22 protein-coding genes and 1 riboswitch are annotated in these 24350 nt (G+C 65.5%); of the genes, 13 read left to right on the top strand and 9 right to left on the bottom strand.

Translation table 11 applies throughout. From position 1 onward, the window contains the following. Nucleotides 1-61 precede the first annotated feature (61 nt). The 3 genes from nrdE to nrdH are packed head-to-tail and all read right to left on the bottom strand — an operon-like array spanning nt 62 to nt 2824. A complete protein-coding gene (nrdE, locus tag ACXAD2_RS25680) occupies nt 62-2185 on the bottom strand; it encodes a class 1b ribonucleoside-diphosphate reductase subunit alpha (RefSeq protein WP_475176927.1) in 2124 nt (707 codons plus the stop codon). Next, nucleotides 2170-2583: a class Ib ribonucleoside-diphosphate reductase assembly flavoprotein NrdI gene (gene nrdI / locus ACXAD2_RS25675; RefSeq protein ID WP_066110035.1), complete on the bottom strand. Its 414-nt coding sequence runs from the start codon at nt 2581-2583 to the stop codon at nt 2170-2172. The genes nrdE and nrdI overlap by 16 nt, the downstream gene beginning before the upstream one ends. A gap of 19 nt (nt 2584-2602) precedes the next feature. Next, entirely contained in the window at nt 2603-2824 is a 222-nt protein-coding gene (gene nrdH, locus ACXAD2_RS25670; RefSeq protein WP_066110033.1) for a glutaredoxin-like protein NrdH, read from the bottom strand. A 97-nt stretch (nt 2825-2921) separates the two neighbouring features. Further along, nucleotides 2922-3122: riboswitch (cobalamin riboswitch) on the bottom strand. Nucleotides 3123-3696: 574 nt separating this feature from the next. On the opposite strand from nrdH, the gene ACXAD2_RS25665 reads away from it, so the two are divergent. From ACXAD2_RS25665 to katG, 3 genes are all read left to right on the top strand, one after another. Next, a complete protein-coding gene (locus ACXAD2_RS25665; RefSeq protein WP_475176918.1) occupies nt 3697-4689 on the top strand; it encodes an asparaginase in 993 nt (330 codons plus the stop codon). A gap of 93 nt (nt 4690-4782) precedes the next feature. After that, a complete protein-coding gene (locus tag ACXAD2_RS25660) occupies nt 4783-6192 on the top strand; it encodes an alkaline phosphatase D family protein (protein ID WP_475176916.1) in 1410 nt (469 codons plus the stop codon). A gap of 251 nt (nt 6193-6443) precedes the next feature. Further along, the gene (gene katG, locus ACXAD2_RS25655) at nt 6444-8618 is read left to right on the top strand and encodes a catalase/peroxidase HPI (RefSeq protein ID WP_475176913.1); all 2175 of its coding nucleotides are present in this window, start codon (nt 6444-6446) and stop codon (nt 8616-8618) included. 176 nt (nt 8619-8794) lie between these two features. Here the strand turns inward: katG and ACXAD2_RS25650 are convergent, their stop codons facing one another. The 3 genes from ACXAD2_RS25650 to ACXAD2_RS25640 all read right to left on the bottom strand — a co-directional run bounded on the left by ACXAD2_RS25650 (nt 8795) and on the right by ACXAD2_RS25640 (nt 11641). Further along, complete coding sequence (locus ACXAD2_RS25650; RefSeq protein ID WP_475176909.1) at nt 8795-9562, bottom strand: FadR/GntR family transcriptional regulator; 768 nt, start codon at nt 9560-9562, stop codon at nt 8795-8797. A gap of 18 nt (nt 9563-9580) precedes the next feature. After that, a complete protein-coding gene (gene denD, locus ACXAD2_RS25645) occupies nt 9581-10546 on the bottom strand; it encodes a D-erythronate dehydrogenase (protein WP_475176906.1) in 966 nt (321 codons plus the stop codon). Nucleotides 10547-10621: 75 nt separating this feature from the next. Next, nucleotides 10622-11641 (bottom strand): TRAP transporter substrate-binding protein, encoded by a 1020-nt coding sequence (locus ACXAD2_RS25640; protein WP_475176902.1) that lies wholly within the window; start codon nt 11639-11641, stop codon nt 10622-10624. 293 nt (nt 11642-11934) lie between these two features. Between ACXAD2_RS25640 and ACXAD2_RS25635 the strand changes: the two genes are divergently transcribed. Then, complete coding sequence (locus tag ACXAD2_RS25635; RefSeq protein ID WP_475176899.1) at nt 11935-13314, top strand: YncE family protein; 1380 nt, start codon at nt 11935-11937, stop codon at nt 13312-13314. A 79-nt stretch (nt 13315-13393) separates the two neighbouring features. Here ACXAD2_RS25635 and ACXAD2_RS25630 read toward each other — a convergent pair whose 3' ends face one another. Next, complete coding sequence (locus ACXAD2_RS25630) at nt 13394-13864, bottom strand: hypothetical protein (RefSeq protein ID WP_475176895.1); 471 nt, start codon at nt 13862-13864, stop codon at nt 13394-13396. A gap of 312 nt (nt 13865-14176) precedes the next feature. On the opposite strand from ACXAD2_RS25630, the gene ACXAD2_RS25625 reads away from it, so the two are divergent. The 4 genes from ACXAD2_RS25625 (at nt 14177) to ACXAD2_RS25610 (ending at nt 17518) form a co-directional block, all read left to right on the top strand. Beyond that, nucleotides 14177-14980, top strand: coding sequence for an META domain-containing protein (locus ACXAD2_RS25625; protein WP_475176894.1), 804 nt, complete (start codon nt 14177-14179; stop codon nt 14978-14980). Between the two features lie 157 nt (nt 14981-15137). Continuing rightward, nucleotides 15138-16352 (top strand): glutathionylspermidine synthase family protein, encoded by a 1215-nt coding sequence (locus tag ACXAD2_RS25620; RefSeq protein WP_475176892.1) that lies wholly within the window; start codon nt 15138-15140, stop codon nt 16350-16352. A 28-nt stretch (nt 16353-16380) separates the two neighbouring features. Beyond that, nucleotides 16381-16962 carry a DUF1190 domain-containing protein gene (locus ACXAD2_RS25615; protein WP_066109999.1) on the top strand — a complete coding sequence of 194 codons (582 nt, stop codon included), beginning with the start codon at nt 16381-16383 and terminating at the stop codon, nt 16960-16962. Between the two features lie 265 nt (nt 16963-17227). Next, on the top strand, nt 17228-17518 hold the full coding sequence (locus tag ACXAD2_RS25610) for a hypothetical protein (protein ID WP_475176885.1): 291 nt from the start codon (nt 17228-17230) through the stop codon (nt 17516-17518). Nucleotides 17519-17800: 282 nt separating this feature from the next. On the opposite strand, the gene ACXAD2_RS25605 is transcribed toward ACXAD2_RS25610, so the two are convergent. Continuing rightward, complete coding sequence (locus ACXAD2_RS25605; protein ID WP_066109991.1) at nt 17801-18490, bottom strand: winged helix-turn-helix transcriptional regulator; 690 nt, start codon at nt 18488-18490, stop codon at nt 17801-17803. A 214-nt stretch (nt 18491-18704) separates the two neighbouring features. On the opposite strand from ACXAD2_RS25605, the gene ACXAD2_RS25600 reads away from it, so the two are divergent. The 5 genes from ACXAD2_RS25600 to ACXAD2_RS25580 all read left to right on the top strand — a co-directional run bounded on the left by ACXAD2_RS25600 (nt 18705) and on the right by ACXAD2_RS25580 (nt 23462). Beyond that, nucleotides 18705-20150, top strand: a complete 1446-nt coding sequence (locus ACXAD2_RS25600; protein WP_475176882.1) for an FAD-binding oxidoreductase — start codon at nt 18705-18707, stop codon at nt 20148-20150. Nucleotides 20151-20231: 81 nt separating this feature from the next. Continuing rightward, nucleotides 20232-20606, top strand: coding sequence for a group I truncated hemoglobin (locus tag ACXAD2_RS25595; RefSeq protein WP_475176880.1), 375 nt, complete (start codon nt 20232-20234; stop codon nt 20604-20606). A gap of 237 nt (nt 20607-20843) precedes the next feature. Continuing rightward, nucleotides 20844-21269 carry a YbaN family protein gene (locus ACXAD2_RS25590; protein ID WP_475176878.1) on the top strand — a complete coding sequence of 142 codons (426 nt, stop codon included), beginning with the start codon at nt 20844-20846 and terminating at the stop codon, nt 21267-21269. A 178-nt stretch (nt 21270-21447) separates the two neighbouring features. Further along, nucleotides 21448-22680 carry an NAD(P)/FAD-dependent oxidoreductase gene (locus ACXAD2_RS25585; RefSeq protein ID WP_475176874.1) on the top strand — a complete coding sequence of 411 codons (1233 nt, stop codon included), beginning with the start codon at nt 21448-21450 and terminating at the stop codon, nt 22678-22680. A gap of 134 nt (nt 22681-22814) precedes the next feature. Next, on the top strand, nt 22815-23462 hold the full coding sequence (locus ACXAD2_RS25580; RefSeq protein ID WP_475176873.1) for a YitT family protein: 648 nt from the start codon (nt 22815-22817) through the stop codon (nt 23460-23462). Here ACXAD2_RS25580 and ACXAD2_RS25575 read toward each other — a convergent pair. Further along, complete coding sequence (locus ACXAD2_RS25575; protein WP_475176870.1) at nt 23459-24313, bottom strand: formate/nitrite transporter family protein; 855 nt, start codon at nt 24311-24313, stop codon at nt 23459-23461. The genes ACXAD2_RS25580 and ACXAD2_RS25575 overlap by 4 nt on opposite strands. Nucleotides 24314-24350 lie beyond the last annotated feature (37 nt).

Raw genomic sequence — 24350 nt, 5'->3', positions numbered from 1 at the left:
CGCCCCTTTCATCTTTCCAAAAATACTCCGGGGGTGCGGGGGCAGAGCCCCCGCGGCCGCCTCAGAGCGTGCAGGACACGCAGCCCTGCACCTCGGTGCCCTCCAGCGCGGTCTGGCGCAGGCGCACGTAGTAGATCGTCTTGACCCCCTTCTTCCACGCGTAGATCTGCGCGCGGTTGATGTCCCGCGTGGTCGCCTCGGCGGGGAAGAACAGCGTCAGCGACAGGCCCTGATCCACGTGTTCGGTGGCGGCGGCATAGGTGTCGATGAGCTTCTCCGGACCGATCTCATAGGCGTCGCGGTAATACTCGAGGTTCTCGTTGTTCATGAAGGCGGCCGGGTAGTAGACGCGACCGATCTTGCCTTCCTTGCGGATCTCGATCTTCGACACGATCGGGTGGATCGAGGAGGTCGAGTTGTTGATGTAGCTGATCGAGCCGGTGGGCGGAACCGCCTGCAGGTTGCGGTTGTACAGCCCGTGCTCCATCACGTCGGCCTTCAGCTGCTCCCAGTCGGCGCGCGAGGGCAGGGCGATGCCGTCGAACAGTTTGGCGACGGTCTCGCTCTGCGGCAGCCAGTCGCGGGTCACATATTTCTCGAAGAAGCTGCCGTTGGCGTATTTCGACTTCTCGAAACCCTTGAAGGTCATGCCCTTTTCCCGCGCCATGGCGCAGGAGGCGCGCAGCGCGTGATAGGCCACGGCGGCGAAATAGACCGAGGTGAACTCGACCCCCTCGTCCGAGCCGTAGTGCACATGCTCGCGGGCGAGGTAACCATGCAGGTTCATCTGGCCAAGGCCAATCGCGCGGCTCTCGTCGTTGCCGCGGCGGATCGAGGGCACGCTGTCGATCGCAGACATTTCCGACACGGCGGTCAGCGCGCGGATCGCGGTCTCGATCGAGGTGCCGAAGTTGGGGCCGTCCATCGTCTTGGCGATGTTCATCGAGCCGAGGTTGCACGAGATGTCGGTGCCCAGCTTCGAGTAGCTCAGGTCGTCGTTGAACTCCGACGCCTCGGCCACCTGCAGGATTTCCGAGCAGAGGTTCGACATGGTGATGCGCCCGTCCACCGGGTTCATCTCGTTCACCGTGTCCTCGAACATGATGTAGGGATATCCGCTCTCGAACTGGATCTCGGCCAGCGTCTGGAAGAAGGCGCGGGCGTTGATCTTGGTCTTGCGGATGCGCTTGTCCTCGACCATCTCCTCGTATTTCTCGGTGACCGAGATTTCCGAGAAGGGCACGCCATAGACCTTCTGCACGTCATGCGGCGAGAAGAGGTACATCGGCTCGTTGCGCTTGGCGAGCTCGAAGGTCACATCGGGGATCACCACGCCAAGGCTGAGGGTCTTGATGCGGATCTTCTCGTCGGCGTTTTCACGCTTGGTGTCGAGGAACTTCAGGATATCGGGGTGGTGCGCGTTCAGATAGACCGCGCCCGCGCCCTGACGGGCCCCAAGCTGGTTGGCGTAGGAGAAGCTGTCTTCGAGCAGCTTCATCACCGGGATGACGCCCGAGGATTGGTTCTCGATGCCTTTGATCGGCGCGCCGGCCTCGCGGATGTTTGTCAGCATCAGGGCGACGCCGCCGCCACGCTTCGACAGCTGCAGCGACGAGTTGATGGCGCGGCCGATGCTTTCCATGTTGTCTTCGATGCGCAGCAGGAAGCACGAGATCAGCTCACCCCGGCTCTTCTTGCCCGCGTTGAGGAAGGTCGGCGTGGCGGGCTGGAAGCGGCCCGACAGGATCTCTTCCATGAAGGACATCGCCAGCCCTTCGTCGCCGCGCGCCAGCGCCAGCGCCACCATCACCACACGGTCCTCGTAACGTTCGAGGAAGCGTTTCCCGTCGCGGGTCTTCAGCGTGTAGGAGGTGTAGTATTTGAACGCGCCGAGGAAGGTCGGGAAGCGGAACTTCTTGGCAAAGGCCGCGTCCCAGATCTTCTGCAGGAAGCTCTGCTCATACTGCGCGAGCACCTCGGCCTCGTAATAGCCCTCGTCGACGAGATAGCCCAGTTTCTCGGTCAGCGAGTGAAAGAACACCGTGTTCTGGTTCACGTGCTGCAGGAAATACTGCCGCGCGGCCATGCGGTCCGCCTCAAAGCGGATGTTGCCGGCCTCGTCATAGAGGTTCAGCATCGCGTTGAGCGCGTGGTAATCCAGCGTCTCGTTCAGGCGGTCAAGCATGGGGTCCCCCAGAAAGCGTCGAGCCCGTCGTTGACGCGGGCGAAATCCTTGGTCGTTCCCGCCAGCTCGAAGGAATAGAGCAGGGGGACATTGCATTTTTGCGCGATGACGCGGCCCGCAAGGGCGAAGGTCTCGCCGAAGTTGCGGTTGCCGCCAGCGATCACGCCGCGCAGCAGCGCGCGGCGGGACGGGTCATTGAGAAAGCGGATCACCTGTTTCGGCACCGCGCCCCGGCCCTCGCCATCGGCGTAGGTCGGGCAGATCAGCACGAAGGGGTCGGCGGTCTCGGGCGTCATCTCTTTCGGCGACACCGGGATGCGCAGCGCCGCCCGGCCAAGGCCAGAGATGAAGCGCGCGGTGTTGCCGCTGGCAGAAGAAAAATAGACGAGCCCGGACATGGCCGATCCCCTCGAATGATCAGGAGGCGATGCGTGCGATCAGGTCGGGGCGGAAGCCCGACCAGTGGTCCTCGCCCGAGGTGACCACGGGCGCCTGGCGATAGCCCATCTCGGTGACGCGGGCCATGGCGTCGGCGTCCTCGGTCAGGTCGATCACGTTGTAATCGATGCCCTTGGCGTCCAGCGCGCGGGTGGTTGCGGTGCACTGCACGCAGGCCGGTTTCGAGTAGACGGTGATCATGCTCTTGCGTCCTAAGCTGTGAAGGGGAGGGCGCACCGCCGGACAGGACTTTTGCCTGCCGCCGTTTGATCACGCCCCGAACCCTCCGTTCGTGGTAAATTCTATCCGGCTTCCGGCAGGTCTCCTGGCTTTGCGGGTCGTGGTTCCGGCCGCGCCTTCCCGGGATATCCCAGTGGCTCTCAGGGCCTTCACTCGCCGCTTACAGTTGCGAGGGCAGCACCGGAATCAGACCGGTTTCCCTCTTAGCGCCGCGCCGGGCCGTCACCCGACTCGATGAACCGAAAGCAACTACATGTAGATCAGTTCACCAATAGGCCGTCAACATACAGTTAGCGGTGGGCGGATCGGAAATCGCAAGATGATGTGGAATGAGGCAGATGAGACACGCGGCGCAGGTGGTGCCTCGGAATGCCTGCGGTCCAGAGACCACATCCGCCACCGCAGCGCCAGACGCCGCAATCCGAGCCCGCCCTTGCATCATTGAGGGGTGGACTGCTGCGACCAACGCAGATCGCTGAAACTGGAGCGGATTTGCCGCGTTCTCGCTGCCATGCGCACAGAGCAGGGCAGGCTTGCAGCTTTTGCGATTGTGAGCAATTGGAACAGTTAGTACATTCTGCTCACAGACGCGGAAACGCGTTACGGGATTTCCCGGGGCTTACTCCTCCTCCCTCAAGCCCCGGAAATCGGCGGCGACCCTTCTCCTCCTCCCTTGGGTCGCCGCCTCCCCCCGTATCTTCCCAAAACGCTATCTTCCCTAAGGTTCCGAACCTCTGCATGGTCGATCCCGCGTGGGTGGCACTGCGCCGATCCTTCCGCGCAGTCGCCGCCGGGCCTCATGGTCCGCGCATCCCGTGCCATAGGAGTTTCGCATGCCCCATATCGTTCTCGTCGCGACCGGAGGCACCATCGCCTCTTTTGCCCAGACCGAAGGGGGCCCCGTGACCGCCGGGCTCACCGGCGACGCGCTGCTGAAAAACCTGCATGCGCCCTTGCCGGGCATCGACGTTACCGTCGACAACCTTCCCGCGGCGGGCAGCAACGCGCTGACACTCGAGACGGTCCATAGTATCTGCCGCCATATCGACGCGCGGCTTGCCGAGCCGGGTGTCGATGGGGTGGTCGTCACCCATGGCACCGACACGATGGAAGAAAGCGCCTTCCTCGCCCGCCTGCTGGTCAAATCCGACAAGCCTGTGGTCTTCACCGGGGCGCAGCGCCACGCGGGCCAGCCCGACACCGACGGGCCGCGCAACATGCGCGACGCGCTGCTCACCGCCGCCACGCCCGACCTGACCGGCGTTGGCGCGGTGATCGTCTTCGAGGGCGACATCCACGGCGCGCGCTACGTCAGCAAGGTGCACAGCTCGCGCGTCGACACATTCCGCTCGAACGGCCACGGCAAGCTGGGCGAGATCGACGAGGGCGAGGTGCATCTCTACTCCCGCCCGGCACGCCCGCGGTTTGTCATCGACACGCCCGCGCTTGATCCTGATGTCGAGCTGGTGGCGCTGGGGCTCGGCAGCACGCCGCGCTATCTGCAGTGGGCCGGGGCCAATGGCGCCAGCGGCGCGGTGATCGAGGCCTTTGGCCGCGGCAATGCGCCCAAGGGCTTTGCGGATGCCACGCGCGATCTGGTGGCGGCGGGCATCCCGGTGATCCTCGCCTCGCGCTGCCCCGAGGGACGCACCCGCGCCATCTATGGCTCCGACAGCGGCGGCGTCACAATGGTGGAGGCGGGCGCACTGCTCGCCGGGGACCTAAGCGCTGCCAAGGCCCGTCTGCTGCTCGCTGCGCTGCTGCCGACCCTGCCCACAGGTGCCGGGCGTATGGCGGCGATCGCCGAGGCCATCGCCAAGGTCTGACAGACCTTCCCGCGCGATTTTCCGCGCGGACACGGGCATTTCCGCGGCGGATGCCTATCTCTAGCGAAGGCAAGACACAGCAGGACCCCGCAGATGAGCAGTTTCCCCGATCGGATCGGCCCGATCCTCTATTTCCGTGCCGCTAAGGCAGATGCGCTGCGCGTCGCCGCGCTTGTGGTGCGCCCCGAGGGCGAGACGCCCGGCGAGATGCTGGCGGGCGGCATGGGTGTCGCCCCGCTGCCTCTGGCCGCCTGCGAGGGCCGCCAGCTTTGGCGCTATGATCTGACGCTGCCACAGGACGCGCCGCACTACAGTTTCGAGGGCTCCGAGCGCTGGGTGCAGGCCGATCTCTCCGGTGATCTGCGCATCGCGTTCGTCTCCTGCAACGGCGAAGAGCATGGCGACCTTGGCCGCGACGCCGAAGAGCGCAACGCCATGTGGCAGCGCCTGCTTGGCCAGCACCGGGACAGCGCCTTTGGCCTTATGCTCATGGGCGGCGACCAAATCTATGCCGACGAGGCGACCCATGGCCATCCGCTCAGCGACGACTGGCCGGACGAAATTCCCGAAACCCCCACGCCCGCGCAGCTTGCCGATCTCGAACGCCACCTGCGCGCCCGCTTCTACGAGCGCTACCTCAGCACCTTCTCGGCCCCCGGATTTTCCGAGGTCTCCGCCGAAGTGCCCGCGCTTTGCGTCTGGGACGATCATGACATCTGCGACGGCTGGGGCTCGCTGCACCGCGACGCCACCCGCTCGGCGGTGGGGCAGCTGCTGTTCCGCGTCGCGCGCGAGACCTATCTTTTGTTCCAGCATGCGGCGCGCGAAGAGGATGTGCCGCAGCTTTTCCTCGACCCTGAGGGGCGCAGCCTGTCATGGCGGCACGAGCTGCCCGGCCTGACGCTCTTTGGCCCTGATCTACGATCCGAGCGGGAGCGCCGGCAAGTCATGGGCGCGCCGGGCTGGCAGGGCGTCACCCAGACCGAAGGCGGCCCGCATACGTTCCTCGTCTCCTCCGTGCCGCTGCTCGGCCCGCGCCTGTCGCTGATCGAGGGGCTGATGATGGCGATCCCGAAGATGCAGAAATACGAGGATGATCTGCGCGACCAATGGCAGAGCCGCGCGCATCGCGACGAATGGCGGCGGATGCTGAGCGAAGTGCTGCGGATGCGCCGCGCCGGGCCGGTCACCGTGCTGTCGGGCGAGATCCACCTCGCCACCCGCGCCGAGATGGGCGCGGGCGAGCATCTCATCCACCAGCTGGTCGCTTCGGGCATTTCGCACCGCGCGCCGCCGCGCGCCTATGCGCTGGGGCTGGGCACGCTGGCGGGGCTGGGCGAGGCACCGCTGCCCGAGCATCCGATCCGCATCCGCCCGTTGCCGGGCCAAAGCACGCGCTACGCGGCAGCGCGCAACTACCTGCGGCTGGAGCGCCGCAGCGGCCAGTGGCGCGCGATCTGGGAGCTGGAGGACAGCGGCCCGACCCCGGCCATGGCGCTGTGATGGCGCCTTCGCGTAACCGGCTCGTGACATAAATGCAGCATGTGAAACTCATAATTTAGCCCGAGGCAGAATGACGCATGCGCAACGTCAGGTGGTACGAATCACCTGACCCGTCCGGCCCGTCTGGTTAGACTGACCGTGCAGGAGGGAAGACGGCGTCGAGCCGGGCAGGGTCCGCCAAAGACCCGCGCCAGCGCCCCACGCCCTGCCTTCGTCCCGCGCAAGGATGACCATCCTATGGGAGAATTGACATGGACGGAAACGACATCAGCACCGCAGGCAAATGCCCGGTGATGCATGGCGGCCTGACCGAGCGGGGCCAGTCGGTCACCAGCTGGTGGCCCAAGAGCCTCAACCTCGACATCCTCAGCCAGCACGATCTGAAGACCAACCCGATGGGGCCGGACTTCGACTATCAAGAAGAGCTGAAATCGCTCGACGTCGAGGCGCTGAAGGATGACCTCCGTCAGCTGATGAAGGACAGCCAAGCGTGGTGGCCCGCCGATTGGGGATCCTACGTCGGCATGTTCGCCCGCGTCGCGTGGCACGCGGCGGGCTCTTACCGTCTCGCCGACGGGCGCGGTGGTGGCGGCACCGGCAACCAGCGCTTTGCACCGCTGAACTCCTGGCCGGACAACGTCAACACCGACAAGGGCCGCCGCCTGCTCTGGCCGATCAAAAAGAAATACGGAAACAAGGTCAGCTGGGCTGACCTGATGATCCTCTCGGGCACCATCGCCTATGAGGTCGCGGGGCTGAAAACCTTTGGCTTCGCCTTCGGCCGCGAGGACATCTGGCACCCCGAGAAAGACGTCTACTGGGGCGCCGAGAAGGAATGGCTCGCCGCCTCCGACAGCCGCTATGACGACGTGTCGAACCCCGCGACCATGGAGAACCCGCTGGCCGCCGTGCAGATGGGCCTGATCTATGTGAACCCCGAGGGGGTGAACGGCCAGCCCGATCCGCAGAAGACCGCCGAGCAGGTCCGCGAGACCTTCAAGCGCATGGCGATGGATGACGAGGAAACCGCCGCGCTCACCGCAGGCGGGCACACCATCGGCAAATGCCACGGCAACGGGCTCGCCGAGGACCTCAGCGCCGATCCCGAAGCCGCCGAGCCCGAGTATCAGGGCATCGGCTGGATGAACACCAAGGGCCGCAGCATTGGCCGCGATCAGGTGGTCTCGGGCATCGAGGGCGCATGGACCTCCAACCCCACGCAATGGGACATGGGCTGGTTCGACATGCTCTTCGGCCACGAGTGGGAGCTGAAGAAATCCCCCGCCGGTGCATGGCAGTGGATGCCGGTGGACATCAAGGAAGAGGACATGCCCGCCGACGTCGAAGACCCGGCGATGAAGACCATGCCGATCATGACCGACGCCGATATGGCGATGAAGGTGGACCCGGCCTATAACGCGATCTGCCAGAAGTTCATGGCCGACCCCGCCTATTTCGCCGACACCTTCGCCCGCGCGTGGTTCAAGCTGACGCACCGCGACATGGGCCCCAAAGCGCGCTACTTCGGCCCCGATGTGCCCGCCGAGGATCTGATCTGGCAGGACCCTGTCCCCGCGGGGACAACCGATTACGACGTTGCGGCGGTGAAGGCGAAAATCGCTGCATCCGGCCTCAGCCCTGCCGAAATGATCGCCACCGCATGGGACAGCGCCCGCACCTACCGCGGCTCTGACATGCGTGGCGGCGCCAATGGCGCACGCATCCGACTGGCGCCGCAGAAGGACTGGGCGGGCAACGAGCCCGAGCGTCTTGCCAAGGTGCTCTCGGTGCTGGAGCCCATCGCCGCCGAAAGCGGTGCCTCCATCGCCGATGTGATCGTGCTGGCGGGCAATCTCGGGGTCGAGCAGGCGGCCCAGGCCGCGGGCGTCGATCTTGACCTGCCCTTCGCGCCGGGCCGCGGCGACGCCACCGACGAGATGACCGACGCCGAGAGCTTCGATGCGCTCGAGCCGCTGGCCGATGGCTTCCGGAACTGGCTCAAGCAGGACTACGCCGTCTCCGCCGAGGAGCTGATGCTCGACCGCGCGCAGCTGATGGGGCTGACCGCGCCGCAGATGGTGGCGCTCTTCGGCGGCATGCGCGCCATGGGCACCAACCACGGCGGCACGGCGCATGGGGTCTTTACCGACCGCCCCGGCGCGCTCAGCAACGATGTGCTGGTCAACCTTGTGGACATGGCCAACACTTGGGTGCCGGTGGGAGAGGGGCTCTATGAAATCCGCGACCGCCAGAGCGGCGCGGTCAAATGGACCGCCACCCGCATGGACCTGATCTTCGGCTCCAACTCGATCCTGCGCGCCTATGCCGAGGTCTACGCGCAAGACGACAACGCCGGAAAGTTCGTCGAGGATTTCGCAGAAGCCTGGACACAGGTGATGAACGCCGACCGCTTCGATCTGAAGTGAACTCGCGCATAAGTTGATCAAAGGCCCGCAGCCCTATGGCGCGCGGGCCTTTTTTCTGTGCGCATCCAAGCCGCCCCCGGAGCTTCTTCTCTTCCCGGAGCTTCTTCTCTTTAAAAATATGCCGGGGGAGTCGCGCTTCGCGCGACGGGGGCAGCGCCCCCTCAGCCCTTCGTCATTCAGCTCTGACCTGCCCGCGCCTTTAGCCGGTGCAGCACTTCCTCGCCGCCGCCATCGCCTTCGAAGAGTTGCCAACGCTCCAGCAGCGGCTGGCCCGAGTTGCGGCAATGGTGCGCCATGGCGGCGCGCGCCCCACCGGCGTCGCGCGCGGCGAGCGCATCGACGATGGCCACATGCTCGTCGCGCGAGAACCGCGCAATGTCCTCGGCGCTCTGGCGGTTGTTGAGGCGGGTCCATTCCGGATAGCGCTGACGCACGCGCCAGAACTCCTCGACCACCGAGACGAAGACCGAATTGCCGGTCGAGCGCGCGACGATCAGATGGAACTCGCGGTCATGCGCCTCGATCCGGTCGAAGGGCAGGGAGGTGTCGCACATGCCCTCGATACAGGCGTTGAGGGCCGCGATCTCCGCGGGCGAGATCGCCCCGGCGGCGATGGCGGCGATCTCGGGCTCGAAGACGGCGCGCGCCTCGACCAGTTCGAAAAAGCCCGGCAGGCCGCTGGGTTCGCCCTTCACCTCAGGCGGAGCGGCGGGCAGCGTGTCGGTGACGAAGGCCCCGGCGCCGTAGCGGGTGACCACATAGCCCATAAGCTCCAGCGCGATCATCGCCTCGCGCACGGTGGTGCGGCTGACCCCGAGCTTTGCGACCAGATCCTTGTCGGCAGGCATCTTGGTGCCGGGCGCGAAGTCACCGGCGCGGATGCGCGCGGCGATCTCCTCGGCCACCAGCCGGTATCGCGGGGTCTGGATAATCGGGGTCAGCATCGCGTCTCTTTCGGCCCGTCAGGCCTTAGGCATGTCGTCTTCCATGTAGTAGCGGACGTTTTCCTCGAAGCTCGCGTCGGCTTCAAGCCCCAGCGCCAGCGCCTTGTCGAAGCGGTAGTCGAACCGCCAGCCGCGCACGATCGCGGCGATCTCGGGCTGTTCTTCCCATTTGATCAGCTTCGCGGGTTCCGGTCCGGCCACGGCGGTGAGCGCGTCGATCATCTGGCGGATCGACAGGCGCTGTCCGGGCATGGTCATGCAGCGCTGCATGCCGAGGTCTTCGGCATCAAGTTCGGCGCCCTTGATCAGGTTTTCCACGCAGCGGCGCGGCGAGAGGTAGAAATGCTCTTGCCCTTCGTCCACTGGGCAGATCGCGGGCTCGCCGTTCAGCGGCTCGCGGATGATCGAGGACATGAAGGACGAGGCGGCGCGGTTGGGCTTGCCCGGACGCACCGAGATGGTCGGTAGGCGGAAGCCGCGGCCATCCACATAGCCCTTGCGCGAATAATCGTTGAGCAGCAGCTCCCCAATGGCCTTCTGCATGCCGTAGGAGGTCTGCGGGTTGGGAATGGTGTGATCGGTGATCGGGTCGGGCACCTCACCGCCGAAGACCGCCAGCGAGGAGGTGAAGACCACCACCGGGCAGGTCTCCAGCGCGCGGCAGCGCTCCAGCACGTTGAGCGTGCCGTCGAGGTTGACCTTCATGCCTGCCTCGAAATCGGCCTCGGCATGGGCCGAGACGACGGCGGCAAAATGGAAGATCACGTCGGTCTCGGCGTCGATCAGCGCGTCCACCGAGGCACGGTCGGTGATGTCGCAGGCGCGGGTCTCGACGGGGAAGGGGGCCTCGATGGGGTCGGGCGCCACAATGTCGGCCAGCGTGATCTTGTCGATGGGCGCGTCGCGCAGGTCGCCGCGCGCGGCGAGGCTTTGGGCAACCTTGCGGCCGACGAAACCGCCGCCGCCGATGATCAGAACGTTCATCCTAAGTGTCTTTCCGTAGCAATGGAGGGACGCGCGCGGCCGGGGATGGCCGCGCGCTCAGGTTTGCGGTCGGGATCAGCTGTCGCTGTCCTGACCAAGGCCGATGCGCTTGAGGAAGGCCTTGTGGCTGTCGACCATGACCTTGGCCTCGGGCGATTTCTCGGCCCAGACATCCCAGCGGCTGATCGCGGCCTTGCGGAAGGCGGCGCGGTCCTCGGCGGACCAGTCGTAGATCGTCACGCCTTTCTCGGGCAGGGCGGTCAGCGCCTCGCCGTTCTGCACGATGGTGCGCATCATCAGGTTCAGCGCCAGATCATCCACCGCCGCTTTCAGGATCGCCTGCTGCGCCGGCTCGAGCCCGTCCCAGACCTGCTTATTGCAGGCCAGATGGTCCGAGCTCATCGAGTGGAAGCCGGGGTAGGTGGTGTGCTTGGCGATGTCATAGATGCCAAGGCCCACGTTGTTGGCCAGCGTCGAGGCATCCGCCCCGTCGATGATGCCGGTTTCCAGCGCGGTGAAGATCTCGGTGAAATCCATCACCACCGGGGTGGCTCCCAGTTCGGCGAAAATCTCGGATTCCATGCCCGGCGGCGAGCGGAACTTCCAACCCTGCAGGTCTTCGATCCCGGCCAGCGGCGCGGTGGAGTTCATCAACTCCTGACCGCCCAGATAGGCGCCGACGAATTCCATCCCGCTTTCGTGGTACAGCTCGTTGATCGCCTCGCGGCCACCGCCCTGCGAGATCCAGCTCAGGTACTGCAGCGGCGTGTCGTAGCCGCCCATGGTGTCGGCGACGAATTGGAACGCCGGGTTGCGCCCGGTCTGATAGCTGGGGTTGGTCATGTCGCAATCGAGGATGCCATTGGCGGCGGCCCCGAAGGTCTCGGCCGAGGCGACGACGGCGGAGCTGTAGAACATCTCGAGGTCGAGCGAGCCGCCCGACATGGTTTCCACCTGCTCGGCGAACTCGCGCACAAGCTGGCCTGCGACGGATTCCGGCGACTGGTGGGTCTGGATGCGCAGCGTGGTCTGGGCGCTGGCGGCACCCGCCAGCAGGAACGCGCCGGCAACGGCGGCGGTAAAGGTCTTGGACATGAATTCTCCTCCCTGTGAATCGTCCTCCGGGGAAATGCGTAGCAAGGGCATTGACCGATTGCCAGACAATCCGTCAATCACGCGGCGCGTTTGCGGGTATCCGCAGATTGGGCGCTGGGTCGGGGCGAGATCACGGCCATGTCATGTGACACGCCAAATACTTGACTGGAAAAGTCGGTCATTCTAGTCAGATGGTACCTGCGCGCCCCTCGCCGCAGAGCCACGGCGCTGCGCCCAAGCTATTGCTTTCAGTTTTCAGCGGCCCGCCCGGCCGCCTCCAAAGGAGGACACTCATGTCCCTTGCCACGGCACTCCGCACTGGCGTTTGCGGCCTCGCGCTTTCCGCGCTGATGGCTGGCGCTGCGCTTTCCGACCCGTTCACCGACCTTGCCAAGGGCTTTGAGGGCCAGATGATCGCCGAGGGGCTGAACCGTGCGCCCATCATTGCGGGGGGCAAGGCCGAGATCCGCGGAAGATCCTTCACCCCCGGTCAGAGCGTCGTGCTGCGGCAGAATGGCGTCGCGCTGAACGAGGGCGCGCCGATCGTGGCCGATGCCAAGGGCACCTTCCGCACCGAGATTACCATCCCCGAAGGCGCTGAGCCGGGGCTTTACCCGGTGGTGGCCGAGATCGCCGATCCGGCTTTTGCCATGACCGTGGATCTGAAGGTCTCGCCGGTGCTGCCCGAAAGCGGCGGGCTCAACGTCACGTCGCAGAAACTGGCGTCGGGGCTCTATCAGGTGGCGCAAACCCCGGATGCGCTCTACGTGACCTCCGCCGTGGGCCGCCCGCCGGTGACCGAAAGCAAGCTGATGAAGCTTGATCCGTCGACGCTGGAAGTGCTGGCCGAAGTGACCCCCGCAGACGCGCCGGATGGCGACGATGGCCGCGATGGCGGTGTCTTCGCGGTTTATGGCGTTGGCGTCGATGCGGCACAGGGGCAGGTCTGGGTGACCAACACGCGGCAGAACACCGTGGCGGTCTATAGTGCCGACGATCTGTCGCTGATCAAGCAGTTCGAGCCCGGCGCGGTGCCGCACCCCCGCGATGCGCTCGTGCTGGACGGCAAGGTCTACGTCAGCGCCACCTTCGAGCCGGTGATCCATGTCTTCGACAGCGCGACGCTGGAAGAGCTGGCCCCGATCGAGCTGAGTTCGGGCAAGCGCGGCGAGCGCTTTGGCACCGCCAGCATGGACATCGACGCCGAGAGCGGCACGCTGGTCGTGGTCAGCCTGACCACCGACGAGGTGGCGACGGTCGATCTGGGCACCGGCACGCAGACCTCTGTGCATGCGCTGCCGCTGTCCAAGGGCACCATCGGCGTGGCCTATGACGCAGCGGACGGTTTGATCTTCACCACCGGCATGAACACCGACAACCTGCTGATCCTCGACGCCAAAACCGGCGAGGTGCTGCATGACGTGCCAGTGGGTTCGGGGCCGCTCAACGTGACCTATGACGCGGTGAACGATCTGGCGTGGGTCGCGGTGCGCGGCTCGGACTCGCTGGTCGCCGTCTCGCCCGAGGGCGACGTGGTGGCGAAGACCGAGATCGGCAGCTACCCCAACCACCTGACACCCGCCGAAGACGGCGGCGTCTATGTGGTCAACAAGGCGCGCGGCGCCGAGGACGAAAGCGGCGATCACATCAGCCACGTGACTCCGGGCAGCTGACACCGGGCAATTGATACCGGGCAGCTGACCCGGCACGGCGGGTGCCTCCCTGGCACCCGCCCCATGCGCAGTGGCCGCCTCAGGCGCCGCGCACCCGCCTGGCCCAGAGATGCGTGGCGAGGCTGATCACCAGCCAGCCCACGAACAGCAGCGGCGCTCCGGCGAAAGAGAGCGGCAGCGCCACGGCACCAAAGAGGATCGGGATCAGATCGGATGCGTCCCAGCCTTGGCGCAGGATGTCGGGCAGCAGACCCACGGCACTGCCAAACAGCCCCGCCACCATCAGCGCCACGATCGAGCCGACGAAGCCAAGCAGATAGCCCCCGATCCCGCGCCGCCCGTAAAGGCCCGACAGCAGCCAGCCCGACAGCGCCCCGCCCAGCACCATGGCGACGAGATAGCGTATCTGCAGGCTGCGCGGCTCGGCCCCCGCCCGCTCCGGGCCAAGCGCCACCGCATCCTCATAGAGGAACGCGAAGAACAGCAGCCCGCCGACGAGGGCCATCATGAAAGTTGTGACAAATCGCGCGGTGCGTGCGTGCGGAGCCATCCAAAATCCCTACCTTTTCAAAATGCGGAGACCCGGCGGCGCGCACCACCGGGAGAGTAATCGACGGCGAGCCTAGCACAGGCATTTGCACCCGTCGCCCCCTCAGGCTTGCCGGATGCAGGGCTCATCGCATTGGTGCGGCAGGGGAATTCCGCGAACGCATAGGGCTGGGGACGGGCAGCGCTTGCCCGTCAAGCGGGCATAGGCCATCATGGGCGCAACTGCAGCCGGAGCGTTGGAAAACTGATTAAAAACCCATAGGTTGCGGCGAGGAAATTCGCGCAAAATGCATTGTTTACAGAGAGGTATCACATGACATCTTTGCAAGGGCTGGCCCGCCGTCTTGGCCTCGCCAGCCTGCTGCTGGCCTTTGGAGGAGCGCCGCTGATGGCCGACACCGCCGAGCTTCCCGTGGTGGTCCATCTCGCCGAGGGGGCCACGCTGCCGCCCGAGGCGCTGCTCGAGGTCTCGCTGCTCGACGTGTCGCGGGCCGATGCGCCGTCCATCGTGATCGCCGAGCGCAGCTATCGTATCGAGACGCTGCCGGTGCAGATCCGGCTGCCCTATGACGCCGCGCAAATCGACCCGCGCATGAGCTATGTCGTCTCGGGCAAGGTCGCCTCGGGCACCACCACGGTCCTGCGCACCACCACCGCCTTTTCCGCGCTGACCCGCGATGCGCCCGAACGTCCCGAGATCACGCTTGAACAGATCGCGCCGGTGCCCGCTGCCGAGACGTCTGAAAATGCACCAAGCGACCCCGCAGCCGCGCCGGTGCGCATCACTGGCGTCGAATGGGCGGCCTCTGAAATTGGCGGTCGGCTTCTGGTGACCGAGGATCCGCCCAGCATCGCCTTTGACGAGGACGGCAGGTTCTCCATGTACGGCGGCTGCAATCGCTTTTCGGGCCGAGCCGAGATCGGCGCCGGAACGATCAGCTTCGTGCAGCCCTTCGCGGGCACCCGCCGGGCCTGCCCGGAGCCGCGCATGAAGCTTGATCAGGACATGGTCGCCGCGCTCGAGCAGGCATCGGGCTATCTGCGCAACGGCAACCGGCTTAGCCTGACCAATGCCGCCGGGGTGACCGTGCTGCGGCTGATGGAACGGCCCGAATAAACCATGCGAAGTGCCGCTGCGTCACCTGGGCGCGGCGGCACCTTCGGCAATTCAATTTCCAGCGTGCGCGCCTATATACACTCGACCGGCCGATCCGCCCTTCAGTTCCCCCACCATCTCTGGCAAGGGGAGGGCGAAGACGGACCCCGAGGAGGCGATGGAAAAGATCAATCTGCCCGAGCGCGCCGGATGGCGCGACAAGGCCGAAGAACTGGGCTTCAGCTTTGCTGACATGCATGGCGAGCCCTATTGGGACGAAACGTCGGCCTATCGCTTCACGCTGCGCCAGATCGAGGATGATCTTGAGGATCCCTCAACCGAACTGCATGGCATGTGCCGCGAGGCCGCCGCTGCGATCACGGCAAGCGAAGAGCTGATGACCCGGCTCGGCATTCCCGCCGAGCATTGGGACCTTGTGGCCGAAAGCTGGCAGCGCGGTGATCCCGAGATCTATGGCCGCTTCGATTTCGCCTATGACGGGCAGGGGCCTGCGAAGCTGCTGGAATATAACGCCGATACGCCGACCTCGCTTTACGAGAGCGCGTCGTTCCAATGGCTCTGGCTCGAAGACCAGATCAAAGCGGGCGTGCTGCGCGACGGTGACGACCAGTTCAACGGCATCCATGAGGCGCTGGTCGAGCGCTTCCGTGCGCTGTTCGAGCCGGGCACCGATCTGCATTTCACCGCCGCCGGTGGCAATGCCGAGGATTACGGCACGGTCGAGACCATGGGCTGGGCGGCGCGCGAGGCGGAGCTTGGCGCGCATTACAGCGATCTCGAAAAGCTCGGCGTCAGCACCGAGGGGCAGTTCCTCGACGCCGAAGACCGGGTGATCGGCACGCTCTTCAAGCTCTATCCTTGGGAAGATCTGCTGCAGGACGACTATGCCAAGCACCTGCGCACCGCCGGTTGCCTGATGCTGGAGCCCGCGTGGAAATCGGTGCTGTCGAACAAGGGGCTGCTGCCCGTGCTGTGGCGGATGTTCGAGGGCCATCCGAACCTGCTGCCCGCCTTCTTTGAGGATGAGGTGAGCGGCGCGCTGGCTGGGGACACAGTGAACGACCCGCTGATCTCTCGCGCTGCAGAGGCGCTGCAGGCAGGCCATGTGAGCAAGCCGATCTTCTCGCGCGAGGGCGCTTCGGTGCGGATCACCGAAAACGGCGCGCTCCTCGAAGCGGCGCCCGATGGCGGCTATGAAAACCACGCGCGTGTGGTGCAGGCCTACCAGCCGCTGCCGGTCTTTGAGGGCTTCCGCCCGGTGATCGGCGCATGGGTGATTGGCGAGACCTGCGCTGGCATCGGCGTTCGCGAGGACCGCGCACGGATCACGCAGGATTTGTCGCGCTTCAAGCCGCATTTCATTAGAGACTGATTTATCCAGACGACCGGGAGAGACACCGATGAGAAAACGTTCCAGAACCGTCGCGCTGGCGATCGTCGGCGCCGCCTCGTTCAGCCTTGCGGGCTGCCGCGAAGAGCAGGTGGACGCGCAGGCCTTTCCCGATCTGGAAAGTTGCCGCAGCGCCGCGATCAACGGCGGCATGTTCTCGGCGCAAGATTGCGAGACCGCTTTTCAGGACGCCGAGACGCTGCATGTGGAATCCGCGCCGCGCTATGACAGCCTGCAGGTCTGCGAAGAGCAGCATGGCGAAGGCGCCTGTGACAGCGAGGCACAGCAGGTTCAGGGCGGCTCTGGCGGTATCTTCATGCCGCTGCTGGCGGGCTATCTGATCGGCAATATGCTCGGCGGGCGTTCCGGCATGGCGGCCGCGCAGCCGCTGTATCGCACCCCCGACGGGCGCTTCACCAATGCCACCGGCGCCAGCACCTATTCGAGCAATTCGGGCCGCGCAAAGCTGGGCACCAGCATGTTCTCGAAACCGCCGACCACCGCAGGCAAAGCGCCGATGACCCGCGCCAGCGTCGCCTCGCGCGGCGGCTTCGGTCGCACCGGCGGCGGACGCAGCAGCTTTGGCGGATGACGCCTTGAAGGTCGGATCAGACGCGAGCAAATCGTGGTGCGGCGTATGTTGCTGCCTCACAGTCCGGGCGGTAAAAACCGCCGCCAGCTGTTAGGATTTCTGTCGAAATGCCTTTTACGAATTCCGGGCTGCACAATTTTGCCTTTTTTACGAATATGAATTGCCGTATGTTTCCGGAGTTGGAGCCGAAATTATCAGTATCAACGGCGTGGTTTTTCCGTAATATCGGCATCTTCATCTGCTTTTCAGGGAGGGGGAGTAGAGTATGACAGGCAACGACCAAAACAAGGAGACCCCGCGCCGCGTCGGCGCCGGAGGCGGCTTTGTCATAGCGTGCCTCATCGGTCTCTTCGGGGTCGTCGGCGGGATCATCCTGTGGCTTTCAGACGCGAGCCTGCTTGTCGTGCTGCTGGCCTATCTCGGCTTTCCTGCCATTATCATCATTACGCTCTTTGTCGTGCTGGGCAGTCGAACCAAGGACGAACACCTTGAAAAGCCCGAAAAAGCTCCTGCGCAACAGGTTAAGAAGAAAAGCCACGGGCAAGCCGCGGACTGAGGCGATCTGCGCGCGCCCAGCAAAGCCTTCCGGTCGCGCAGTACTTAATTAACATAATCTTACTTATACGTTTCAGGGATTCACTTTTGGCGAGGCCCGCCCGCTGGCGTGATCTCTTACAAAAACCCTTGGCGCCCGCAGTTGGCAGACCGAACTCTCAATAAACGAGAGCCAATATATAGCTACTCTTCCATTAAGGGAAATTACGCGCCATGCGCGTAATATGGCGCCGCTACTCTCCTTCATTGCGCTCAAGTACTTGGTGCCACATGCGCGGCCCTTTCAGGAGACCAATTTCTTTTGCGCCGCGAATGGGCTCAGGCCAAGCCATTGCTGCATGGTCTCAGCCACCGCGCGATTGCCGTCCAGTTGCATTCTCTCGGCGGCCTGCCGCGCCGTTGCAAGACCCATCCAGATCTCGGTCATCGTGCGCAGATCGGTGGTCACGAACAGATCGACCTCGAAGCCGGGATCGGCCAGACACAGGTCGACCGCGCCGTTTGGCTCGACGATCAGCCACCACGCGCGCTTGGATTGCGGCAGATCAGGAAAACGGAAATTCAGCACCGTCCGGCGTGGCGGCAATGGGCTGGGATCGAGATTGCGGCGCATGTCCCACATCAGCAGCGACACGTCGAGCCGCTCGAGCGACGGCTCGGATTTCACCCATTTCTGGCCCCAGATGCCAAAGGCTTCGACGATCGAAAGCAAATCCTTCCCCGCCGGTGTCAGCAGATAATCGACGTGCTGGGTTCCGGGCACCGGGCGCCGCTCAACGATGTCCGCAGCCTCCAGTTCCCGCAGCCTCTGCGCCAGCAGCGAGCGCGACATGCGCGGCACGCCGCGCCTGAGATCGTTGAACCGGGTCGAGCCCGCGACGAGTTCTCGGACCAGCACCATGGTCCACCGCGTACAGAGAATTTCGGCAGCCATGGCCACCGGACAGAACTGGAAATAGCTGGCATTTGACATGAGCCCCTCCCTTCCTCGCTCGGTGAGAAGAGTATAGCTCACATCCGAAAATTTGCATCCAGTCCAGGATCTGGACCTGCTGGTCCAGTTCCGCCACTGGTTGGCCTCAGTCCGACCCGCCATGCTTTGGGACAGCCGTTCCGGACGGGCGGCGCATTCTTCGGCGGCAGAGCGACATTCCGGTCGCACGCCCCCAAGCAAAGCGGAGGACATCATGTCAGCAGGGATTGAACTCAACGGCCTCAACGGCTCGAAACAGAAGATCACCGCAGAAGCCCACGCCGCGCTCGACGCCGCGCTCCGAGGCGGCACCGCGCTTGAAGGAGAGCCCGGCTATGCCGAGGCCAGCGAGGTCTGGAACGCGATGCACCGCCGCAAGCCCGCGCTGGTGATCCGTGCGCTTGGGACATCCGACATTCAGGCCGCGGTGAATTTCGCCCGCAGCAACGGCCTGCGCATGTCGGTGCGCGCCGGCGGCCACCAGATCGCCGGGCTCGCGGTCGAAGACGGCACGCTGATGCTCGATCTGTCGCTGATGCGCTCGGTGACCGTGGACCCTGCGGCGCGCAGCGCGCAGGTCGGACCCGGAGCCATCCTCGGCGATGTGGACCGTGAGACGCAGCTCCACGGCCTTGCGCTGCCGGTTGGCGTGAATTCCACCACCGGGATCTCTGGCCTGACGCTGGGCGGTGGTTTCGGCTGGATCACCCGCAAATACGGCATGACCATCGACAACCTTCTTTCCGCCGAAGTGGTCACCGCCGATGGCGCTATCCTGAGAGCCTCCGAGACGGAAAACCCCGATCTCTTTTGGGCGATCCGCGGTGGCGGCGGCAATTTCGGCGTGGTGAGTTCCTTCGAGTTCCGCCTGCATCCGGTGGGGCCCGAGGTGCTGTCGGGGCTGGTCATCCATCCGCTCGATGCTGCGGAAGACCTTTTGCCGAAGTTCCGCGAGCTCTGCGCCAAAGCACCGGACGAGTTGACCATCTGGTCGGTGCTGCGCAAAGCGCCGCCCCTGCCCTTTTTGCCCGAGGACTGGCATGGCCGCGAGGTGCTGATCTTTGCCGCCTGCTATTCCGGAGACATGAGCGAGGGCGAGAGCGCGATGCGCGAGCTGCGCGCGCTCGGCAGCCCGATCGTCGATGTCATCGGCCCGCATCCCTTTGTCGGCTGGCAGGCCGCCTTCGATCCGCTGCTCACCCCCGGAGCCCACAACTATTGGAAAAGCCGCGACTTCCTGACCCTCGAAGATGCGACGATCTCGGCCATTCTAAGGGCGGTTAAAACGCTGCCCGATCCGCAGTGCGAGGTCTTCATCGCGCATGTCGGCGGTGCCATGGCGCGTGTCGCACCAAATGCCACGGCCTTCCCGCAGCGCGACAGCCATTTCACGATGAATGTCCACACCCGCTGGGACAGCGCCGACCAAGATGGCGCCTGCATCGCATGGGCCCGCGCGCTCTTTGACGCCACCGCGGCGGGCGCGGCGCCAAGCGTCTATGTCAACTTCATGCCCGACGACGAGCCGGACCGGCTGGGAGAGGCCTATGGCGACAATCTCGCCCGGCTGCGCGAGGTGAAGGCGCGCTATGATCCGTCGAACCTCTTCCGGGTCAACCACAATATCCAGCCTCAGGAAGCGGCTGCCGCCGCGCAGTGAGACCTTGGCAGGCGCCCGCTGCGGCGCCTGCCGCCAGCCACCGGAAAGATCAACCGGCAGCAAAGATCGGAGGATGATGCGATGGAGAAGACCCTGTACCAACGGCTCGGCGCCAAGAGCGGCATTGCCGCGCTGGTGGATGATGTCATCGAGGCGCATATGAAGAACCCGGTGATCAGCGCCCGTTTCCTGCCCTATCGCGACATGCCGCAGGAGATGGACACCGCCAAGAGCCACCTGTGCGATTTCTTCGGCGCGGGCAGCGGTGGGCCGGAAGAGTACACCGGGCGCAACATGCCCGAGGCGCATCGCGGTATGAACATCGGCGACGACGAATATATGGCTGCGATTGACGATATCATGGCGACGCTCGAAGCCCATGGCATCGACGAGCAGACCCGCAAGGATGTTCTGATGATCACCTATTCGCTGAAGGCCGAGATCGTCCGCCAGTGAACCAGACAGTGATCCAGACGGTGAGCCAAACCGATTGACCTTGGGTACCGGGGCATTTCCGCCCTCCCTCTAAGCCCCGGGGGTCCGCAGCCGGGCCCCCTTTCCCCTTCCCCGGCTGCGGACGCCAAGACGGAAATGGCGCGTGCTATTGCTGCGCGCGCCCTTTTGAATCGCCGCCGTTTTGGCCTATCTTGCAAGGCACGGCCCTGAAGGGCGTTTTGCAATCGGCACGCCGCGATGACCAAGCCTGATCCTCACCCGCATCATCCGCGCACTGCCACCGGCGGGCTGCGCCTGCTGTGGCTGGCGCTTGGGTCCATTTCGCTGGTGACCGGGATCATCGGCATCGTGCTGCCGGTGCTGCCCACGACGCCGCTGGTGCTTCTTGCGGCCTTCGCCTTCTCACGCAGTTCGCCGCGGCTGCATGATTATTTGCAGTCACACCCGCGCTTTGGCCCGATGATCGCCGACTGGCGCGCCAATGGCGCCATCGCGCCGCGGCACAAGGCCATGGCGGTGGGCATGATGAGCGCGGCCTTCCTGCTGAGCGTGTTTCTCGAGCTACCGGGGCGTGTTCTGCTGATCCAGCTGGTCTGCATGGGGGGGGCGGCGATCTTCGTGCTGAGCCGGCCCAATGGACCGGGCCGCCGTCCCCGCGCCTGAGGCCCTACCAGCCCTGCCCGTTTTTGCGCCACCACGGCCCCTGTGACCGTGCTCAATGCGCCATGCAGAGCGGCCCTCGCGCCCGAGGCGCTTTTCGCGCGGCACCGCGCACGCTACAGCTTGCAGGCAGTGCGGCGCAGGCGCCGCCTTGGCCAATTTCCATAGGCGGAGCAGGACTATGGCGGAAATTCTCGTGCTTGGCGCTGGCATGGTCGGCGTCTCCACGGCGCTGGCGCTGCAGGCGCGCGGCCATGCGGTGCAGCTGCTGGATCGCAGCGCGCCGGGACGCGAGACCTCCTTTGGCAATGCCGGTGTGATCCAGACCGAGGCCGCCGAACCCTACGCCATGCCGCGCGACCCGCGGGTGATCCTCGCCATGATGACCGGGCGCAGCAACGATCTGACATGGTCGCTGCGTGGCCTCGCGGGGATGGCGCCCGCGCTCTGGTCCTATTTCCGCAACTCCGCCCCCTCCCGCCACGCGGCGCTGTCGCAGACCTACGCCCGGCTCACCAGCCGCGCGGCGCAGGATCACCAGCCGCTGATCGAGGCGGCGGGCTGTGACAACCTCATCGCCCGCGACGGCATGGCGCAGATCTACCGCGACCCCCGCGCTTTTGAACGCGATGCCACGGACGCCGAGCGCATCGCGGCACGCTACGGCCCGCGTTTTTGCACCTTCGACGGCGCCAGCTACCGCCGCGAGGATCCGGCCCTGCAGGCCGAGCCTGCGGGCGTGCTTCTGTGGTCCGACACATGGAGCTGCAGCTCTCCCGGCGGGCTCGTCGCGGCCTATGCGGCGCTCTTCGAGCGGCGCGGCGGGCGGATCCTTGGCGGCGACGCGGAAAGCCTTGCGCAAGACGGCTCCGGCTGGACGGTCGCCACCGCGGATGGGCCGCTTGCCGCACAGCATGTGGTGATCGCCCTCGGCCCTTGGGCGCCGCGGCTTTTGCGCCGTTTCGGCTATCGCATCCCCATGGTGCTCAAGCGCGGCTACCACCGGCACTTTCAGACCGATCAGGCTCCGCGCCGCCCGATCGTCGATATGGACAATGGCGTCGTCGCCTCGCCCATGCAGACCGGGCTGCGCATTGCCACCGGTGCCGCGCTTGTGGCCCATGATGCGCCCGCCGATCTGCGCCAGCTAGAGCGAGGACGCCGCGCGCTGGGGGACATGCTGCAGATCGGGCCGCGGATCACCGAGCCGCAATGGTCCGGCACCCGCCCCTGTATGCCCGACATGCTGCCGCTGGTTGGCGCTGCGCCGCGCCATCCGGGGATGTGGTTCCACTTTGGCCATGGGCATCAGGGCTTCACCCTTGGCCCGACAACCGCAGATGTGCTGGCCACGGCGCTGGAGGGCGGCGAGGACGAACTGACCCGTGCCCTGTCGCCCGCGCGCCGGATCTAGCCGGATCTCGCAGCGCGATACGCGACGGCAGACACGGAAATTCCGCCCGCCGGTTGATCTGCGGCTTGCGATGACGCGCGAAGGGGGGCAAGAGGCCCGCATTCCCCTGTTCCCCAGCCCGGACCCCTGCCCCGATGAAACTCCGCTCCCCGATCTCGCTCTATGATGCACAGGGCCTGGCCTTTGGCATCCTGATGGCCAGCCTCGGCGTGGTCTTCCTCAAGGCCTGCGGGCTGATCACCGGGCAGACGGCGGGGGCTTCGGTGCTGCTGAGCTATCTGCTGCCGGTGGATTTCGGGGTGATCTTCCTCGTGGTGAGCCTGCCGTTCCTGTGGCTGTCATGGCAGCGTCGCGGCAAGGTCTTCACCCTGCGCACGCTGGTGGCGGTGGTCGGCATCTCGGTGACCACGCCGCTGCTGGAGAGCTGGATCAGCTTCGAGCGCCTGCCGCCACTTCTGGCGGCGATCCTTGCCGGAGCCACGGCGGGCGCGGGGCTCATCGCCCTCTTCCGCCACAACGCCTCGGCGGGCGGTCTGGGCGTGCTTGCGCTCATCGTCGAAGAGCGCACGGGCTTCCGCACCGGCTGGTTCCAGATGTGCTTTGACGCGGTGGTCTTTGGCGTGGCGCTTTTCGTGCTGCCGCTGGATCTGATCCTCTACTCGGCGCTTGGGGCGGCGGTGCTCAACGCGGTGATCGCGTGGAACTTCCGCATCCACCAGAGCGGCGCATCGCCGGATCAGCCCGCGCCCAAACCTGCGCCCAACCCCGCGCCCAAGACCTAAGCGCGCCGGGTGCCGGAGGGCAGGCCGATCTCCTGCCCGCCCTCATCGGCCTGTGCGACCTCGTTCTTCACCTGCCCCCATGTGACCAGCGTGAAGATCGCCGTGCCGCCCGCGACGTTGCCCGCCAGCACCGGCAGGAAGAAGCGGAAGAGCGCATGGCCGACACCGATCTCGCCGTGCCAGACCAGCAGCCCAGCTTCCACGGTGCCCGCGATGACATGCGCAAAGCCAGCGGCAGCCAGCAGCCACGTCATCGCCAGCACGATCAGCAGCGACTTGCCGCGCGCGCCGGGCATCACCCAGACCAGCGCCGCGATCAGCACACCCGCTGGCAGAGCCCGAAAGAAGTTGCCCGAGGCCGTGCCCTCGACCGCGTGACGCGCCACGGCCAGCAGACTGTCGGCCAGTTCGGTCGGCACCACGCCCGGCAGCAGCAGGAAGGCCGAGGCGATGGTGGCCCCGGTCACATTCGCCGCCAGAACGATGCCCCAGAGCCGCACCATCTTGCGCAGGCAGGTCGCCGAGCGCTGCGCCACCACCGGCATCACCGTGGTGATCGTGTTCTCGGTGAACAGCTGCATCCGCCCGTAGATCACCACGATGAAGCCCAGCGAATAGCCAAAGCACTCGATCAGCCACGCCCAGTCGGCCTTCGGCAGATAGGCCTTCAGCACCGCCTGCGCGATCACCGACAGGCTGATCAGGATGCCCGCCGCAAGGCCGGACCAGATCAATGAGACCGAGGGGCGGTTAAGCTCCTCCTCGCCGTCGCGGCGGATGACCTCATAGATCAGACGTGCGGAGAGGCGCGATGCGCTCAGGACCGAGCGTTCTTCGGCGCGGCGATGCATGGCCTCGCTTTGGGCCTCGCTTTGGGCTGGTTGGGTG

It is taken from the genome of Salipiger sp. ABN3_019, from assembly GCF_056158605.1.
This window is presented reverse-complemented; position numbering and strand designations above follow the sequence as displayed.